At 71.0% G+C, this 15,095-nt stretch carries 16 protein-coding genes and 1 pseudogene; 9 read left to right on the top strand and 8 right to left on the bottom strand.

Translation table 11 applies throughout. From position 1 onward, the window contains the following. Positions 1-703: pseudogene (locus FJ694_RS23170) on the top strand (hypothetical protein); the annotation flags it as partial. A gap of 1 nt (position 704) precedes the next feature. Further along, positions 705-1,277 (top strand): MOSC domain-containing protein, encoded by a 573-nt coding sequence (locus FJ694_RS23165; protein ID WP_157269689.1) that lies wholly within the window; start codon positions 705-707, stop codon positions 1,275-1,277. Positions 1,278-1,338: 61 nt separating this feature from the next. Here the strand turns inward: FJ694_RS23165 and FJ694_RS23160 are convergent, their stop codons facing one another. Then, on the bottom strand, positions 1,339-1,626 hold the full coding sequence (locus FJ694_RS23160; protein WP_232540182.1) for a hypothetical protein: 288 nt from the start codon (positions 1,624-1,626) through the stop codon (positions 1,339-1,341). 563 nt (positions 1,627-2,189) lie between these two features. On the opposite strand from FJ694_RS23160, the gene ahr reads away from it, so the two are divergent. The 6 genes from ahr (at position 2,190) to hutI (ending at position 8,665) form a co-directional block, all read left to right on the top strand. Continuing rightward, positions 2,190-3,206, top strand: a complete 1,017-nt coding sequence (ahr, locus tag FJ694_RS23155; RefSeq protein WP_157269688.1) for an NADPH-dependent aldehyde reductase Ahr — start codon at positions 2,190-2,192, stop codon at positions 3,204-3,206. A gap of 93 nt (positions 3,207-3,299) precedes the next feature. Then, positions 3,300-3,512, top strand: coding sequence for a hypothetical protein (locus FJ694_RS23150; RefSeq protein ID WP_157269687.1), 213 nt, complete (start codon positions 3,300-3,302; stop codon positions 3,510-3,512). A gap of 123 nt (positions 3,513-3,635) precedes the next feature. Next, positions 3,636-4,163, top strand: a complete 528-nt coding sequence (locus tag FJ694_RS23145) for an acyloxyacyl hydrolase (protein ID WP_157269686.1) — start codon at positions 3,636-3,638, stop codon at positions 4,161-4,163. Between the two features lie 24 nt (positions 4,164-4,187). After that, complete coding sequence (gene hutU / locus FJ694_RS23140; protein ID WP_157269685.1) at positions 4,188-5,879, top strand: urocanate hydratase; 1,692 nt, start codon at positions 4,188-4,190, stop codon at positions 5,877-5,879. 16 nt (positions 5,880-5,895) lie between these two features. Beyond that, positions 5,896-7,431 (top strand): histidine ammonia-lyase, encoded by a 1,536-nt coding sequence (gene hutH / locus FJ694_RS23135; protein WP_157269684.1) that lies wholly within the window; start codon positions 5,896-5,898, stop codon positions 7,429-7,431. A gap of 4 nt (positions 7,432-7,435) precedes the next feature. Further along, entirely contained in the window at positions 7,436-8,665 is a 1,230-nt protein-coding gene (gene hutI, locus FJ694_RS23130) for an imidazolonepropionase (protein ID WP_157269683.1), read from the top strand. Between the two features lie 42 nt (positions 8,666-8,707). Here the strand turns inward: hutI and yiaA are convergent, their stop codons facing one another. The 7 genes from yiaA to FJ694_RS23095 form a co-directional block, all read right to left on the bottom strand. Beyond that, the gene (gene yiaA, locus FJ694_RS23125) at positions 8,708-9,139 is read right to left on the bottom strand and encodes an inner membrane protein YiaA (protein ID WP_157269682.1); all 432 of its coding nucleotides are present in this window, start codon (positions 9,137-9,139) and stop codon (positions 8,708-8,710) included. A 106-nt stretch (positions 9,140-9,245) separates the two neighbouring features. Continuing rightward, on the bottom strand, positions 9,246-9,671 hold the full coding sequence (locus FJ694_RS23120) for a hypothetical protein (protein ID WP_157269681.1): 426 nt from the start codon (positions 9,669-9,671) through the stop codon (positions 9,246-9,248). A gap of 13 nt (positions 9,672-9,684) precedes the next feature. After that, positions 9,685-10,134 (bottom strand): CopD family protein, encoded by a 450-nt coding sequence (locus tag FJ694_RS23115; RefSeq protein WP_157269680.1) that lies wholly within the window; start codon positions 10,132-10,134, stop codon positions 9,685-9,687. 128 nt (positions 10,135-10,262) lie between these two features. Beyond that, complete coding sequence (locus FJ694_RS23110; protein WP_157269679.1) at positions 10,263-11,051, bottom strand: class I SAM-dependent methyltransferase; 789 nt, start codon at positions 11,049-11,051, stop codon at positions 10,263-10,265. A gap of 1 nt (position 11,052) precedes the next feature. Further along, positions 11,053-11,499 carry an SRPBCC family protein gene (locus FJ694_RS23105; protein WP_157269678.1) on the bottom strand — a complete coding sequence of 149 codons (447 nt, stop codon included), beginning with the start codon at positions 11,497-11,499 and terminating at the stop codon, positions 11,053-11,055. A gap of 41 nt (positions 11,500-11,540) precedes the next feature. After that, positions 11,541-11,855 (bottom strand): YdhR family protein, encoded by a 315-nt coding sequence (locus FJ694_RS23100; protein WP_157269677.1) that lies wholly within the window; start codon positions 11,853-11,855, stop codon positions 11,541-11,543. 111 nt (positions 11,856-11,966) lie between these two features. Then, positions 11,967-13,694 carry an ABC transporter ATP-binding protein/permease gene (locus tag FJ694_RS23095; RefSeq protein WP_157269676.1) on the bottom strand — a complete coding sequence of 576 codons (1,728 nt, stop codon included), beginning with the start codon at positions 13,692-13,694 and terminating at the stop codon, positions 11,967-11,969. Between the two features lie 134 nt (positions 13,695-13,828). Between FJ694_RS23095 and FJ694_RS23090 the strand changes: the two genes are divergently transcribed. Then, entirely contained in the window at positions 13,829-15,070 is a 1,242-nt protein-coding gene (locus FJ694_RS23090; RefSeq protein WP_157269675.1) for a kynureninase, read from the top strand. Positions 15,071-15,095 lie beyond the last annotated feature (25 nt).

Genomic DNA, 15,095 nt, shown 5'->3' with positions numbered 1-15,095 from the left:
CGGCGAGCAGCGCCCGCCGCGCCACGCCGAAGGTGGCCGGCCCGGGAATGCCGAGCGCGGTGAGCGCCGCCCGCAACCGCAGGGACAGCCTCGGCGCCAGGATGGCGCTCCGGCCGGCGGCCAGCCGCCGCGCGGCCGCGACGACCGCGGCCCGCGCCGCGAGCGCGAAGGTGGCCGCCCCGGGATGGAACCACGCCGCGCCGACGGCGCGCCGCCGCAGCCGCGCGGTGAGCATCGCGAGCAGCGTGGCGAGCGCTTCGACGCGCCGCGCCGCGAGGCCGAGGCGCCGATCCGCGAGATGGACCCGGAACGCCGCGCCCGCGCGACGCTGCTGCGCGACTTCGAGCGCACTACGCTGTCGCTGCCCAATTTCTGCGTGCTCAAGGGCATCAAGCCCGAGGCGCTGGAGGCGCAGCTGGCACAGGCCCGGCAAGAGGCGCGTGAACGTCCCGCCCTGCCGCCGCGCGAGGACCGTCCGCGCCGCGAGGGCGGCGCGCCGGGGCCGCGTGGCGAGGGCGGCCGGCGCGACGGCGCCCCGGGACAAGCCGGTCAGCGCCGCCCCGAGCGCAAGGCCGAGGCGCCCGCCACTGCCGAGCACGCTGCCGCGGCGCCGGCACCGGCTGCGGAAGGCGCCGTGGGCAGTCCGGCGCCGGATGCCGCGCCCGCAGTCCCGCAAGGCAGCGGCGAGACGCCGCAGGCCTGACATGCTGCTGCGCGAGCTGGTGGCTCGCGTGCCGGGCCCGGGTCGGCTGGAGGCGATCTGGCTGCGCCCGGCCCGGGGCACGGCGGCAGTCCACGTCGCCGACACCCTGGCGCTGGCCGGGCGCGGACTGCAGGGCGACCGCAGCGCCGCCGGGCGAGGTGGCGGGCGGCGCCAGGTGACGCTGATCCAGGCCGAGCACCTGCCGGTACTGGCGTCGCTATTGAATCGGCCGTTGCCCGATGCGTCGCTGCTGCGGCGCAACCTGGTGGTGTCGGGCCTGAACCTGGCGGCCGCGCGCAGCCCGCTGCCCGTGGTGCCGCTGCGGCTGTGGCTGGGCGACGAAGTCGAGCTGGAAGTGACGGGCCCGTGTGAGCCCTGCTCGCGCATGGAAGAAGTGCTGGGCCCGGGCGGTTACGCCGCGATGCGCGGCCACGGCGGCGTCACCGCGCGCGTGCTGCGTGGCGGGCGCGTCCGGGTCGGCGACGCGGTGCGCTGCGTTGCGGAAGCGGCCGGGGCCGGGGCTGGAAGCGCCGGCATGCCGGCACGGCAACAGGAAGGTTCTCCGCCGGGCTGAAGCGGCGGCGTGTGCTGCCGGTGGAATGCCTTTGCGGAGCCCGGGGCGGGCGGCCGGCGGCTCAGGCCGGCGTGTCGGGCAAGGCTGTGGCGACGTCCAGCGCCGCGGCGGCTTCGGGCTGCGGCAACGTGCCGGCGGCAATTGCCAGCGCCAGCGCCTTGCACGAGGGCTTGCACACCATGTGCACGCGGCCCAGCAGGCGCTGGCTCTGCAACTGGTCGGCCGAGCGGTGCTGGCCGCACTTGAAGCAGGAGCGCGTCTGACCCCGCCCGCTGAAGGGGGAGCCCGACACCTTGCTGGCGTAACGAAGGCCGTTGTCCTTGATCCGTGTGGTCGTGTCCTTGGTCATGAGCGCGCCTTCCAGTGCGTTTCCATTGTCAAGGGGGCAGCCCGCTTCGAACGCGGGAACTGCCTGAAAGCCGGCAACCGTACACATGTCGGCCGAGTGTCACGCCATTCATGCAGTCAAAAGCGGTGTCCGGCCCTCGTTTTCGAACTAACAACCTGGCGTTGCACAGTACACGAGTCCTGGAGAAGGCGACATCCCGGTAATGCCCTGAGCATGACCTCACACACACCTTCCTCCCTTCATTGCTTTTCTCCTGACACGGACAGCCCGCCACCAAAACGCTGGCATCACAAAACATCTCTCGACGAAGCCGCCACCACGCCAAACGCTGGGTTGTTAGTTCGCAATTGCCGTTTTGGACGTTCCGGCGATGGGCGCCACGGCAAACCGGCGCCGGCTCAAATGGCTGCGAGGTGCCGTGGAACGGTTCGAAACCCCTTCGGGGAGCGACGCTCGATGCGTAGCGCGACGCCGCGGGGCGCGATGGTCTCCATGCCAGGCATGCCACCGCCGGGTACGGCCGTTGCCGCAGCGGGCGTCCCTGCCTTTTCCCGAGCGCCGACATGACCCTGATCTCCGCCTGGGCCGCGCATGCGGCCGGACAGCCGCTGCAGCGCTACAGCTTCGACCCGGGTCCGCTGGAGCCGCAGGAGGTGGAAATCGCCGTCGAGCACTGCGGCCTGTGCCACTCCGACCTGTCCATGCTCGACGACGAATGGGGGCAGACGCGCTGGCCCTTCGTGCCCGGGCACGAGGCGGTGGGCCGCGTGGTGGCGCTGGGCGAGGAGGCGCTGGGCCTGGACATCGGCCAGCGCGTGGGCCTGGGCTGGACGGCGTCGAGCTGCATGCACTGCCGCTGGTGCCTGGGCGGCGACCAGCAGTTGTGCCCGCAGGCGCAGCCCACCATCGTCGGCCGTCCCGGCGCGTTCGCCGAGCGTGTGCGCGCGCACTGGGCCTGGGTGGTGCCGCTGCCCACCGCGCTGGATCCGGCCAGCGCCGGGCCGCTGCTGTGCGGCGGCATCACGGTGTTCTCGCCGCTGCACGACCTGCGCCTGCCGCCCACGGCGCGCGTGGGCGTGGTGGGCATCGGCGGGCTCGGCCACCTGGCGCTGCAGTTCGCGCGGGCCTGGGGCTGCGCGGTGACGGCCTTCACTTCCAGCGAGTCCAAGCATGCCGAGGCGCGGCGCCTGGGCGCGCACGAGGTGGTGGACGGTGCCGACCCCGCGGCGCTGGCGGAGATCGCCGGCACGCTGGACCTGATCATCTACACCGCCAATGCCGCGCTGGACTGGGAGGCGCTGATGGCCACCCTGGCGCCACGCGGACGCCTGCACGTCGTGGGCGCGGTGCCGCAGCCCATCGCGGTGTCGGCCTTCACGCTCATCGGCGGCGCCAAGAGCGTGTCGGGCTCACCCACGGGCTCGCGCACCGCCATCGAGGCCATGCTCGACTTCGCCGCGCGCCACCGCGTCGAGGCGCTGGTCGAGCGCTTCCCGATGAGCGGTGTCAACGACGCGCTGGCGCACCTGCGCGCGGGCAAGGCCCGCTACCGCGTGGTGCTGGACGCCGACTTCGACTGAAGCGCCCTCCTTGCCCCGGTGGGCACCGCGGGTTTGGGGCCCGGGCTATCCCCGGTTGCTATCGTTGCCCTTTCCTTTCGGCAAGGAGTCGCCATGAGCAGGAACGCGCGCATCACGGGCCAGGTCGAGTACCGCGAGGGCGACGGCCCGGCCCTGGCCATCCGACCCGGCCCGGTGCAGTACGACGAGGGCGACGACGACGTCACGCTGAGCTGGCACGACGGCGACTACCGCGGCAGCACCGCCATGCCGCGCGCCGACTGGCAGCGCTTCGTGGAAAGCCGCGACATCGAGCTGCTGGACTGAGCGCGGCCGCCGATCATCGAGCCGGCGCGGGGCACAGGCACGCGGTCTGAGCTATCGTGCTCCCATGGGCGGCAGGAGGTTGCCGCCGCAACCGCAATGGGAGAATCTCGGATGCGTCATTTGATGGCCACGCTCGTGCTGGCACCGGCTGCGGCGCTGGCCGCCCCCGGCGACTCGTCGCCATGGCAACCCGACCACGCCTTCGTCCAGCTCGGCAAGCAGTCGGACACCCGCGCCCTGACCATCGGGCTGAACTGGGACTGGTCCTGGTCGCGCCCGCTGGGCTCGGGGCTGCTCACCGGCTACCACGACATCGCGCTCGGCCGCCTGCGTGCCGACGTGCCCGAAGGGCGGGAGAACTTCACCCAGTTCGGCTACACGCCGGTGCTGCGCTGGTGGGGCAGCGGCGAGCGGCGCGGCTTCTTTGCCGAGGCCGGCATCGGCGCCAACGTGTTCTCGCCGCGCTTTCGCACGGTGGACAAGCAGCCGGGCAGCAACCTCACCTTCGGCGACCACCTCGGCGTGGGCTGGCGCAGCGCCGGCGGCATGGACGTGTCGTTGCGCTATCAACACTTCTCCAACGCCGGCCTGGCCAGCCCCAATCCGGCCATCGACTTCGTGCAGCTGCGCCTGAGCCTGCCGCTGCAGTAACCCCCCGCCCACCGGGAGAGCGCCATGTCCGCCGATCCCCGCTTCGACCCCGCGCGCGTGGTGCGCGCGCCACGTGGCACGCAGCTGCACTGCCGCAGCTGGCAGACCGAGGCCGCGTTCCGGCTGCTGCAGAACAACCTCGACCCCGAGGTGGCGGAGGACCCGCAGCGGCTGGTGGTCTACGGCGGCATCGGCCGCGCCGCGCGCGACTGGGCCTGCTTCGACCAGCTGCTGGCCTCGCTGCGCGAGCTCGGCGACGACGAGTCGCTGCTGGTGCAGTCGGGCAAGCCCGTGGGCGTGTTCCGCACCCACGCGGACGCGCCGCGGGTGCTCATCGCCAACTCCAACCTGGTGCCGCGCTGGGCCAGCTGGGAGCAGTTCGAGGAGCTGGACCGGCGCGGCCTCTTCATGTACGGGCAGATGACCGCGGGCAGCTGGATCTACATCGGCAGCCAGGGCATCGTGCAGGGCACCTACGAGACCTTCATGGAAGCCGCGCGCCAGCACTGGGGCGGCGACGCGCGCGGGCGCTGGATCCTCAGCGCGGGCCTGGGCGGCATGGGCGGCGCGCAGCCGCTGGCCGCGAGCCTGGCCGGCGCCTGCTCCCTGGTCGTCGAGTGCCGCCAGGCCCGCATCGACGCGCGGCTGCGCACCCGCTACCTCGACGCGCAGGCGCGCGACCTCGACGACGCCCTGGCGCGCATCCAGGCCCACACCGCGCGCGGCGAGGCCGTCTCCGTCGGGCTGCTGGGCAACGCCGCCGAGGTGCTGCCCGACATCGTGCGCCGCGTCCAGGCCGGCGGCCCGAAGCCCGATCTGGTCACTGACCAGACCTCCGCACACGACCTGCTGCACGGCTACCTGCCGCGCGGCTGGAGCCTGTCGCGCTGGGAAGCCGCGCAGCAGGACCCGGCGCAGCACGCCGCGCTGCGCGCAGCCGCGGCCGAGTCCTGCGCCACCCACGTGCAGGCCATGCTGACGCTGCGCGAGCTGGGCGTGCCGGCCGTGGACTACGGCAACAACATTCGGCAGGTGGCGCTGGACGCGGGCGTCGCGCGCGCCTTCGATATCCCCGGCTTCGTGCCGGCCTACATCCGGCCGCTGTTCTGCGAGGGCAAGGGCCCGTTCCGCTGGGTGGCGCTCTCGGGCGACCCCGAGGACATCCGCCGCACCGACGCCAAGGTGCGCGAGCTTTTTCCCGACAACGCCGGGCTGCAGCGCTGGCTCAGCCTGGCCGGCGAGCGCATCGCCTTCCAGGGCCTGCCGGCGCGCATCTGCTGGCTCGGCCTGGGCGAGCGCGACCGTGCCGGCCTGGCCTTCAACGACATGGTGGCGCGCGGCGAGCTGAAGGCGCCGATCGTCATCGGCCGCGACCACCTCGACACCGGCAGCGTCGCCAGCCCGAACCGCGAGACCGAGGGCATGCGCGACGGCACCGACGCCGTCTCCGACTGGCCGCTGCTCAACGCGCTGCTCAACACCGCCGGCGGCGCGACCTGGGTGTCGCTGCACCACGGCGGCGGCGTCGGCATGGGCTACTCACAGCACGCGGGCATGGTGATCGTGGCCGACGGTACCCCGGAGGCGGCGCGCCGCCTCGCGCGCGTGCTGGTCAACGACTGCGGCAGCGGCGTGATGCGCCACGCCGACGCCGGCTACCCCGCCGCGCAGGATTGCGCCCGCCGCCACGGCCTGAAGCTGCCGATGCTGCGCTGACACGGAAAGCCCCGCCTTGACCGACGACCTGCTGCTCGAACCCGGCGCCGTGGCGCTCGACACCTGGCGCCGCCTGTGGCGCGCCCCGGCACGCGTCACCCTGCCCGAAGGCGCCTGGGCGCCAGTGCGCGCCTCGGCCGCGGCCGTGGACGCGCTGCTGGCCCACGGCGCGCCGGCCTACGGCATCAACACCGGCTTCGGCAAGCTCGCGCACACGCACATCCCCGACGACCAGCTGGCGCAGCTGCAGCGCAACCTGATCCTGTCGCACGCCGTGGGCACGGGCGAGGACCTGCCCGAGCCCGTGGTGCGGCTGGTGCTGGCCACCAAGGCGGCGAGCCTGGCGCGCGGCTTCTCCGGCGTGCGGCCGGTGGTGATCGAGTCGCTGCTGGCGCTGCTCAATGCCGGCATCACGCCCTGCATCCCGGCCAAGGGCAGCGTCGGCGCCTCAGGGGATCTCGCGCCGCTGGCGCACATGACGCTGGCGCTCATGGGCGAGGGCGAGGTGCGCATGGACGGCGTGCGCCGCCCGGCCGGCGCGGCGCTGCAGGCCGCGGGCCTGGCGCCGCTGGCGCTGGCGCCCAAGGAAGGGCTGGCGCTGATCAACGGCACGCAGGTGTCCACCGCGCTGGCGCTGCACGGGCTGTTCCTGGCGCAGCGGGTGCTCGAAGCCGCGGTGGCGGTGGGCGCGCTGTCGGTGGACGCCGCGCGCGGCAGCGACGCGCCCTTCGACGCGCGCATCCACGCCGTGCGCGGCCAGCCCGGGCAGATCGCGCTGGCGCGCGCCTACCGCGCGCTGCTCGCCGGCAGCGCGATCCGGCGCTCGCACCTGGTGGCCGACGAGCGCGTGCAGGACCCGTACTCGCTGCGCTGCCAGCCGCAGGTCATGGGCGCCTGCCGCGACCTGCTGCTGCAGGCCGCGCGCACGCTGGCGGTGGAGGCCAACGCCGTCACCGACAACCCGCTGCTGTTCGGCGACGAGGCGCTCTCGGGGGGCAACTTCCACGCCGAGCCGGTGGCCTTCACCGCGGACCAGGTCGCGCTGGCGGTGGCCGAGATCGGCGCGCTGGCCGAGCGCCGCATCGCGCTGCTCATCGACTCGAACCTCTCCGGGCTGCCGCCCTTCCTGGTGCGCGACGCGGGGCTGAATTCCGGGTTCATGATCGCCCACGTCACGGCCGCGGCGCTGGCCTCGGAGAACAAGTCGCTGGCGCACCCGGCCAGCGTGGACAGCCTGCCCACCTCCGCCAACCAGGAGGACCACGTCAGCATGGCCACCTTCGCGGCGCGGCGGCTGCAGGAAATGGCGCTCAACAGCGCCACCATCGTCGCCATCGAGTGGCTGTGCGCGGCGCAGGGCGTGGATTTCCACCAGCCATTGACCAGTTCCGAGCCGCTGGAGGCGCTGCGCGCGCTGCTGCGCACGCAGGTGCGGCACTACGACCGCGACCGGCTGCTGGCGCCCGAGATGGAAGCGGCGCGCGCGCTGCTGCTGCAGGGCGCGGTGTCGCAGGCGCTGCCCGGCGTGCTCGGCGCGCTCTGGAGCGATTGACGCCATGAGTGCCGCGCCAGCCTGGGACGCGCTCTGGCGCCACGTCCACCTGATGCCGCTGACGGCCGCCGACCCCGGCGCCACGGTGCGCGACGGCGCGCTGGCCGTGCGCGGCGGGCGCATCGCCTGGCTGGGGCCGCAGGCCGCGCTGCCCGCCGGCGCCACCGCCGCCCGGGAGCACGACGGCGGCGGCGCGTGGCTGCTGCCGGGCTTCATCGACTGCCACACCCACGTCGTGCATGCCGGGCAGCGCAGCGAGGAATTCGAGCTGCGCCTGGGCGGCGAGAGCTACGAGGCCATCGCGCGGCGCGGCGGCGGCATCCTCAGCACCGTGCGCGCCACGCGCGCGGCCGGCGAGGAAGAGCTTTATGCGCAAAGCCTGCCGCGCGTGCGCAACCTGATGCGCGAGGGCGTGACGACGCTGGAAGTGAAATCCGGCTACGGCCTGGAGCCTGAAGCCGAGGCGCGCATGCTGCGCGTGGCGCGGCGGCTGGGACGCGAGCTGCCGTTGCGGGTCAAGACCAGTTTCCTGGGCGCGCATGCGCTGCCGCCCGAGTACGCCGGGCGCGCCGACGACTACGTCGCCATGTGCTGCGAGCTGCTGCCCACGCTGGCAGCCGAAGGCCTGGTGGACGCGGTGGACGCCTTCTGCGAAGGCATCGCCTTTTCCACGGCGCAGGTGGAACGCCTGTTCGAGACGGCGCGGAACCTGGGATTGCCCGTGAAGCTGCATGCCGGGCAGCTCTCCGACTTAGGCGGCGCCGAGCTGATCGGCCGATTCGGCGGGCTGTCGGCGGACCACCTGGAGGAAGTGTCGGACGCCGGCATTGCCGCGCTGCGCGATGGCGGCAGCGTCGCGGTGCTGCTGCCCGGCGCGATCCACTTCCTGCGCGAGACGCGGCGCCCGCCGGTGGCGAAGCTGCGCGCCGCCGGCGTGCCGATGGCCCTGGCCTCGGACTGCAATCCCGGCACTTCGCCCATGCCCTCGATCCTGGCCGCGCTGAACCTGGGCTGCCTGCTGCTGGGGCTTACGCCCACCGAGGCGCTGGCCGGCGCCACCTGCCATGCCGCCGCGGCGCTGGGCTTGTCGAACGAAACCGGCAGCCTGGAGCTTGGCAAGGCCGCGGATCTTGCGCTGTGGGAAGTTGAGCGGCCGGCGCAGTTATGCGCCACGCTGGGCATCAATGCCTGCCGACACGTGGCATTCGAAGGATGTCTCCGGACCGACCAATGAAAAAAGCCCGGCAAGCCGGGCTTTCTCATCAGGATTGAATTTTCAGACGTTGTGCTCGGGTTCAAGCACGGATTCCGGCTCCAACAGCGACAGGTCCCGGACGTTCTTTTGCACCGCCACCGCGGCGAACAGGCTAAGCGCAAAGGCCATGGCATAGAAACCCTTTTCACTCAACGCCATCTCGGCATTCCACAAACCGACCGAGAGCAGCACCAGGCAGGTGACCAAGGAAAACCAGCACAAACCGAAATATATTCCAGTGACCGGCGTGCCCTCCAGCTTGTCCCGCACGCTCTTTTGCAAGGAAACTGCCGCAAACAAACCATACAGCAGCACCGTCAAATAATATCCCTTCTCATTGAGCTGCATCTGTGCATTCCAGAGTCCCACCATAAAGCTCAAAACTCCCAACATCAATGCTGCCCAGGAAGCGCCAACGAAAGCGCCGGTGGGCCTTTGAACTTGGGATTGCATGCAGTGCCTCCTGGGGCAGTGAAGGAAAGCCCAATATACACATCGTTGCTGCCCGATCATTGCCCCAAAAGTGGGACAGGGTTGACCCGGAGATTCAAGCCACTGCTCAAAAACCCGGCTTGAAACCCGCAAGATACCCACGCAGCAACCACACCGACACTTCCTCCACCGCATCGCCCAGCAACAAGGCAGGGTTCACACCCTTGACCAGGAAAGGGTTGGCATCCCGCGGCGGGTAGGTCTCGCAGTCGGGAAAGCGCTGTTGAAACCGTGCCACCACCACCGGCGCCCATTGATCGCGGTGCACGCCGATGCACATCGTATGTCCGCGCTCGCGCCACAGCTCAGACCAGATGCCCAGGTAGAGCACCGGCTGGCTTCGGCATTTCAGGACCATGCCGTAATCGCCATCGGTCCAGCGCTTGTGGAATATGCCCTCCACGTCGAAGCCAGCCGCCTCAAACCGGGGTGCAATCTGCTCCATGAAATCAAAAAGCCGACGTGCAGCCGTGGGCGAGGCGACACCGAACATGATGCTGAATCCTTCAGCGCGCCGACAGCGCCGCCACGACCGTGGCCACGCCCAGCGCCAGGTTCACGCCCACCAGCTGGCGGATGGCGTTGAGGGTGCGGGCGGCTTCCGGCCAGCTCGATGCCGCGCAATGCCGGCGCAGCCGGGGAAAAAGCAGGAGGTATATCCAGGCAAAAATCACGGCCATGACGCTGCCCAGTGCCGCCATCACGTGCCAGCCCGGCGGCGCATTCCTGAAACCGGTCTGGACCATCATGCTGGAACCCGTGACCAATATCACGATCACGGCGGCCGCCACCATGGGCAGGAATCGCGAAAAAACCGCCGACCACAGCGGCAGCCGCTGTGGCGGCTCCAGCACCTGGGCTGCGGCCGGGCGCAGGCAGAAATAGGCGAAAAACATGCCGCCGAGCCACAGGATGACGGCCAGCAGGTGCAGGTTGATCAGGAGCTGGCGCGGCATGGAGCAGGCTTCCGAGAGCAGCAGTGGCTGGGCATTCGTCGCAGTCTAACGAGCGCCCGGCCTTGCCCGGTGCAGCTGCCGCATCAACGGCGCCGCGGCCGTGCAAAGCATGAAGTCCCGCATCGTCCTCAAGCTCCCGCCACCCGTCCCCGGATGGCATGGGCCCGGGCGCTGCAGGTGAACGGGCCGCCTGCCCGCGTTTCCAGCCGGGCGCGCACCCGCGCCTGCAGCTCGGCTTTCTGGGCCGCGCTCACTTCCCTGATCCGGGCCCCGACGCTGGGCCCGCCGCGAACGGTGTCCCAATAGTCCTCGAAACCCTGAAATTCGCGCTGCACCTCGATGACCGTGGTTTCCACCTCGACCAGCCCGGCGCCGTGCCACAGCCCCCGCAGCGTTTCCAGGCGCGAGGCCTCCGGACTCGGTGGCAGCGGCACGGCCAGGCCCAGGGCGCGCATTTCCTCCTGCAGCGGCGCGTAAGGAAAACCGCCGCCCGCCATGTCCCAGGCATAAGCCGCCACCCAACCGCCCGGCCGCCCCACGCGCGCCATCTCGGCCACGCCCCGTGCCGGGTCCGGCACGAAGAAAATCACCAGCGGCATGACGGCCAGGTCGAAACCGTCATCCGCAAACGGCAAGGCCTGCGCGTCACCGATTTCAAACTGGACGGTATCCGAGGCCAAATGGGCCCGCGCATATTCGATCTGCTCGGCAGACGGGTCCACGCCCCGAACCATGGCCGGTCGGCAGCGCCGAATGATCAAATCCGTGAAAGCGCCGTTGCCGCAGCCCACGTCCAGCCATTGCAGGCCGGGTGCGGGGTTCAGCCAGTCCAGGAAGATGTTGCCGGCGGACCGGCTCCAGATGCCCATGTAGCGCTCATAGGCGGCGCCATCGTTGAAGCTGATGGTGGCGCTCATGTCAGCCCGGGATCTCCGGCTCCACCAGCGTGGCCAGCTGCGCCAGCGATTCCTGCCAGCCCAGGTAACACATCTCGACCGGAATCGCCTCCGGAATGCCCTCCTGCACGATGCTCAATTCCGTCCCGCACATGACAGGCTTCAGGCTCACCGTCACCCGCAATTCGCCGGGCAGATTCGGGTCGTCGAAGCGGTCCGTGTAGCAGATCTTCTCATCGGGCACCAGCTCGACATACTCGCCACCGAAGGAGTGCGCATTGCCGGAACCGAAATTCACGAAACTCATCCTGAAAGTGCCGCCGACCGTGGCTTCCAGGTGATGCACCTTGCAGACGAAGCCGTACGGCGGCAGCCATTTCGACATGGCGTCGGCATCGAGAAAAGCCTTGTAGATGCGCGCCGCAGGCGCGCGCAGTACGCGGTGCAGCCGGACGGTTCCAGTGGGCATATCCTGTCTCCTTTCAACGCGGATTCAAGCGGCGGCGCAGATCATTCAGCCGTGATGATTTGATGCGTGGCATTGTCCACCACGACCGGGCTGTCGAAATACGTGACGGTCGGCTCGGTGCCGTATTTTCCCTTCACGAACTCGCGCCAGCTTTCGGTGTACAGCGCCTGGGCATCGGCCCGGGTTTTCCAGAGATAAACACCGCCGGCCGTCCTGCCGTCTTCCGACAGGATGTAGCACTTGCGCACCAGGCCGGGCACCTCCTGGTATTTTGGCGCCGTGCTCAGGAATATTTTCTTCGCCTCTTCCGGCGTGATGGGCTGGGGCAACTGGAACGTGGTGATGGTCGTGATCATGGGAAGGCTTCCTCTCGATGGGTCGCGGCGAAGAGGGACGGCATTTCTGCCGGCCCTGTACGCCAGCATGCCAGTTCGCTCACGACCGTTTCAAACATGTTCCCGGCCAGGTCACCGCCACTCGAACCCCTCTGCCCCCACCAGCCGCCACTTGCCCTCCCCCTGCAGCTCCAGCACCTGCCGGTGGTACTTCTGCACCGCCGGGCGGTGGCTGATGCTCACCGGCGTGATGGACAGCTCGGCCAGCTGCGCATAGAGCAGCTCCTCGTTGGCGGCGTCGAGCGCGCTGGTGGACTCGTCCAGCAGCGCGTAGCGCGGCTTGGCCACCAGCGCCCGGGCAAAGGCCAGGCGCTGCTGCTCGCCCACCGACAGCAACTTGCCCCAGTCGCGCTCGGCCATCAGGCCGCCGACGCGGTCGGCCAGCGTCGGCAGGTTCACGCGCTGCAGCCACTGCAGCAGCTCCTCGTCGCTGATCTCGCGCTCCACGTTGGGGTATAGCAGCTGCGTGCGCAGGTTGCCCGGCGGCAGGTACGGGCGCTGCGGCAGGAACAGCATGTCCCCCCCCGACGGCCGCAGCACGCGCCCATGACCCGTGCTCCACAGGCCCGCCATGACGCGCAGCAGCGAGCTCTTGCCCGAGCCGCTGGGCCCGACGATCAACAGGCCCTCGTGCGGCGGGATGCGGAACGACAGGTTGTTGATCAGCACCTGCTCGCGCTGCGGCGTCAGCACGCTCAGGCCCTCCACCGCCAGCTGCGCGCCATGCACCAGCCGCACGTGGTCGGTGCCCTCCTCGCGCTCGCGCGCCTCGCGCGTGGCCTGCTCGTTGAGCACTTCCTGGAAGCCATGCAGCCGCTCGATGCCGGCACCGAAGCGGCTCAAGCCCTCGAAATGCTCCACCACCACCGTCAGCGCGCTCAGGATGGCCGAGAACGCGCCGGCGGCCTGCACCGCCGCGCCCACCTCCAACGTGCCGTCGAGCACCTGCGGCGCCACCACGATGCTGGGCAGCGCCAGCGTCAGGAAGCTGTGCGCGTACTGGAACAGGTTGAGCTTCAGTTGCCAGCGCAGCACCTTCTGGTAGTTGCGGTAGGCAAAGCCGAACACCCGCTGCAGCGCCGTCATCTCGCGCGGCTCGCCGTCGTAGAAGGCGATGGGCTCGGCGTTCTCGCGCACGCGCACCAGGTTGAAGCGGAAGTCCGCCTCGCGCTGCAGCTGCGTGAAATTCAGCGGGATCAGCCGCTTGCCGAACACGGCCGCGGTGAAGAACGTGGCAAAGATGGCGTAGCCGATGAGCACCACCACCAGCAGCCGCGAGATGCCCCACAGCACGCCGGTGAAGGCCACGAGCTGGATCACCGAGCCCAGCACGATCATCGAGAAGTACAGCGACTGCGAGGTCAGGCTGTTGATGTCCTCGGCGATGCGCTGGTCGGGGTTGTCGAGCTCGGGCTGGGCATTGAGCTTGTAGTAGGCGCGGTGCCCCAGGTAGCGGCCCAGGAAGTGGAACGTCATCCAGCGCCGCCAGCGCAGCCCCAGCGTGTCGCGCACGAAGTAGTACAGCGCATAGATCGGCACCGCGAAGGCCAGCCACAGCAGGAAGCGGCGGATCGAGTCCCAGAAGCGGTCGGCGTCGCGCGCGGCCAGCGCCGAGGTGAACTCGCCCGTCTCGTGGTTGAAGGCCACCGCGAAGCCGGTCTGCGCCAGCAGCAGCGCCACCAGCACGGCCAGCAGCCCGGCGGCACGCCAGCGCTCCTCGGAAGTCCAGTACGGGGCCGCGATGGCCTTGAAGCGGTGCAGCAGGCGGGCGTTGAAGCCGGGTTGTTCTTGGTTCGTCATCCAGGCAGGCGCAGGTTCCTCGGTTCATCTTAGACGCGCCGGCGCGGGCCATCCCGCGCGAGGTGCGCCGCCGGCGCCACGGCGACGGCACGGCGCTACAGTGACCGCAGCGACCCGGCCCTGGAGCGACCGCCATGCCCATCACCCGCGACGACTGCCTGCATCTGGATGCCCGGGATGCGCTGGCACCGCTGCGCGAGGCCTTCGAACTGCCCGAAGGCGTGGTCTACCTGGACGGCCACGCGCTGGGCGCGCTGCCACGCGGCGCCACGGCACGCGCGCTCGAGGTGGTGCGCCGGGAGGGGGCCGAGGGCCCGGTGGGCACCGACCCAGGCGCTGGCGGGATCGCGCCGCCGCGCCGCTTGGGCGACCGGCTCGCTCCGTTCATCGGGGCCGGCCCGGGCGAGGTGTTGGTGACCGACGCCGCGTCGCCGGGCCTGCCCAGGCTGCTGGGCGCGATGCTGCGGCTGCGCAACGGGCGCCGCCGCGCCATCGTTGCCGAGCGCGACAACTTCCCCGCCGGGCTGCACGCCGCGCAAGGACGGGTCCGCGGGCTGCGCCAGGCCCACGAGCTGCGCCTGGTGGACACGCCCGCCGACCTCCCAGCCGCGCTCGACGACGACGCGGCGGTGCTCCTGCTCACGCACGTGGACCGCCGCAGCGGCGCGCTGCACGACATGGCGGCGCTGACGCAACTGGCGCACGCGCGCGGCGCGCTGGCGCTGTGGGACGTGGCGCATTCCGCCGGCGTGCTGCCGCTGGACCTGCCCGGCACGGGCGCCGACGCGGCCGTGGGCTGCACCTGCAAGTACCTCAATGGCGGCCCGGGCGCGCCGGCCTTCCTGTGGCTGGCGCCGCGCCGGCATGGCGAGCCCGGGCTGTCGCCACCGGGCGGGTGGGGCCACGCCGAGGCCTTCGCGGAGCCGCTGGAGCAACCTCACACGGGCAGCGGCCGCTTCCCGTGCGGCGCGCAGGACCTCATCTCGCAGACGCTGGTGGAGTGCGGGCTGGCCGTGTTCGAGCGCACCGACCTGGCCCGCATCCGCGCCAAGTCGCTGGCCTTGACGGACCTGTTCATCGCGCTGGTGGAGCAGCGCTGCGCCGCGCACCCGCTCACGCTGCTCACGCCGCGCGAGCACGCGCGCCGCGGCGGCCAGGTGAGCTGGCGGCATCCCGAGGGCCACGCCGTGATGCGGGCGCTCATCGATCGCGGCGTCATCGGCGACGGCCGCGGGCCCGGCCTGCTGCGCTTTGGCTTCGCGCCGCTCTACACCCGCTTCATCGACGTGTGGGACGCGGTGCAGGCACTGTGCGCGGTGCTGGACGGCGGGGAATGGCGGGAGGAACGGTTCCGGACGCGTTGGGCTGTGACCTGAGCCGCGTGCCGCGTACGCCCGGTCG

It is taken from the genome of Azohydromonas aeria, assembly GCF_009760915.1.
Lineage (GTDB): Bacteria > Pseudomonadota > Gammaproteobacteria > Burkholderiales > Burkholderiaceae_C > Azohydromonas > Azohydromonas aeria.
Note: the sequence above shows the minus strand (reverse complement) of the source record. Positions and strands in the feature narration are given on the sequence as shown.

What these genes read in the sequence shown, in the direction of transcription:
- FJ694_RS23165 (WP_157269689.1), top strand. Translation starts at nt 705, where the DNA reads ATGCTGCTGCGCGAGCTGGTGGCTCGCGTGCCGGGCCCGGGTCGGCTG.
- FJ694_RS23160 (WP_232540182.1), bottom strand. Translation starts at nt 1,626, where the DNA reads ATGACCAAGGACACGACCACACGGATCAAGGACAACGGCCTTCGTTAC.
- ahr (WP_157269688.1), top strand. Translation starts at nt 2,190, where the DNA reads ATGACCCTGATCTCCGCCTGGGCCGCGCATGCGGCCGGACAGCCGCTG.
- FJ694_RS23150 (WP_157269687.1), top strand. Translation starts at nt 3,300, where the DNA reads ATGAGCAGGAACGCGCGCATCACGGGCCAGGTCGAGTACCGCGAGGGC.
- FJ694_RS23145 (WP_157269686.1), top strand. Translation starts at nt 3,636, where the DNA reads ATGGCCACGCTCGTGCTGGCACCGGCTGCGGCGCTGGCCGCCCCCGGC.
- hutU (WP_157269685.1), top strand. Translation starts at nt 4,188, where the DNA reads ATGTCCGCCGATCCCCGCTTCGACCCCGCGCGCGTGGTGCGCGCGCCA.
- hutI (WP_157269683.1), top strand. Translation starts at nt 7,436, where the DNA reads ATGAGTGCCGCGCCAGCCTGGGACGCGCTCTGGCGCCACGTCCACCTG.
- yiaA (WP_157269682.1), bottom strand. Translation starts at nt 9,139, where the DNA reads ATGCAATCCCAAGTTCAAAGGCCCACCGGCGCTTTCGTTGGCGCTTCC.
- FJ694_RS23120 (WP_157269681.1), bottom strand. Translation starts at nt 9,671, where the DNA reads ATGTTCGGTGTCGCCTCGCCCACGGCTGCACGTCGGCTTTTTGATTTC.
- FJ694_RS23115 (WP_157269680.1), bottom strand. Translation starts at nt 10,134, where the DNA reads ATGCCGCGCCAGCTCCTGATCAACCTGCACCTGCTGGCCGTCATCCTG.
- FJ694_RS23110 (WP_157269679.1), bottom strand. Translation starts at nt 11,051, where the DNA reads ATGAGCGCCACCATCAGCTTCAACGATGGCGCCGCCTATGAGCGCTAC.
- FJ694_RS23105 (WP_157269678.1), bottom strand. Translation starts at nt 11,499, where the DNA reads ATGCCCACTGGAACCGTCCGGCTGCACCGCGTACTGCGCGCGCCTGCG.
- FJ694_RS23100 (WP_157269677.1), bottom strand. Translation starts at nt 11,855, where the DNA reads ATGATCACGACCATCACCACGTTCCAGTTGCCCCAGCCCATCACGCCG.
- FJ694_RS23095 (WP_157269676.1), bottom strand. Translation starts at nt 13,694, where the DNA reads ATGACGAACCAAGAACAACCCGGCTTCAACGCCCGCCTGCTGCACCGC.
- FJ694_RS23090 (WP_157269675.1), top strand. Translation starts at nt 13,829, where the DNA reads ATGCCCATCACCCGCGACGACTGCCTGCATCTGGATGCCCGGGATGCG.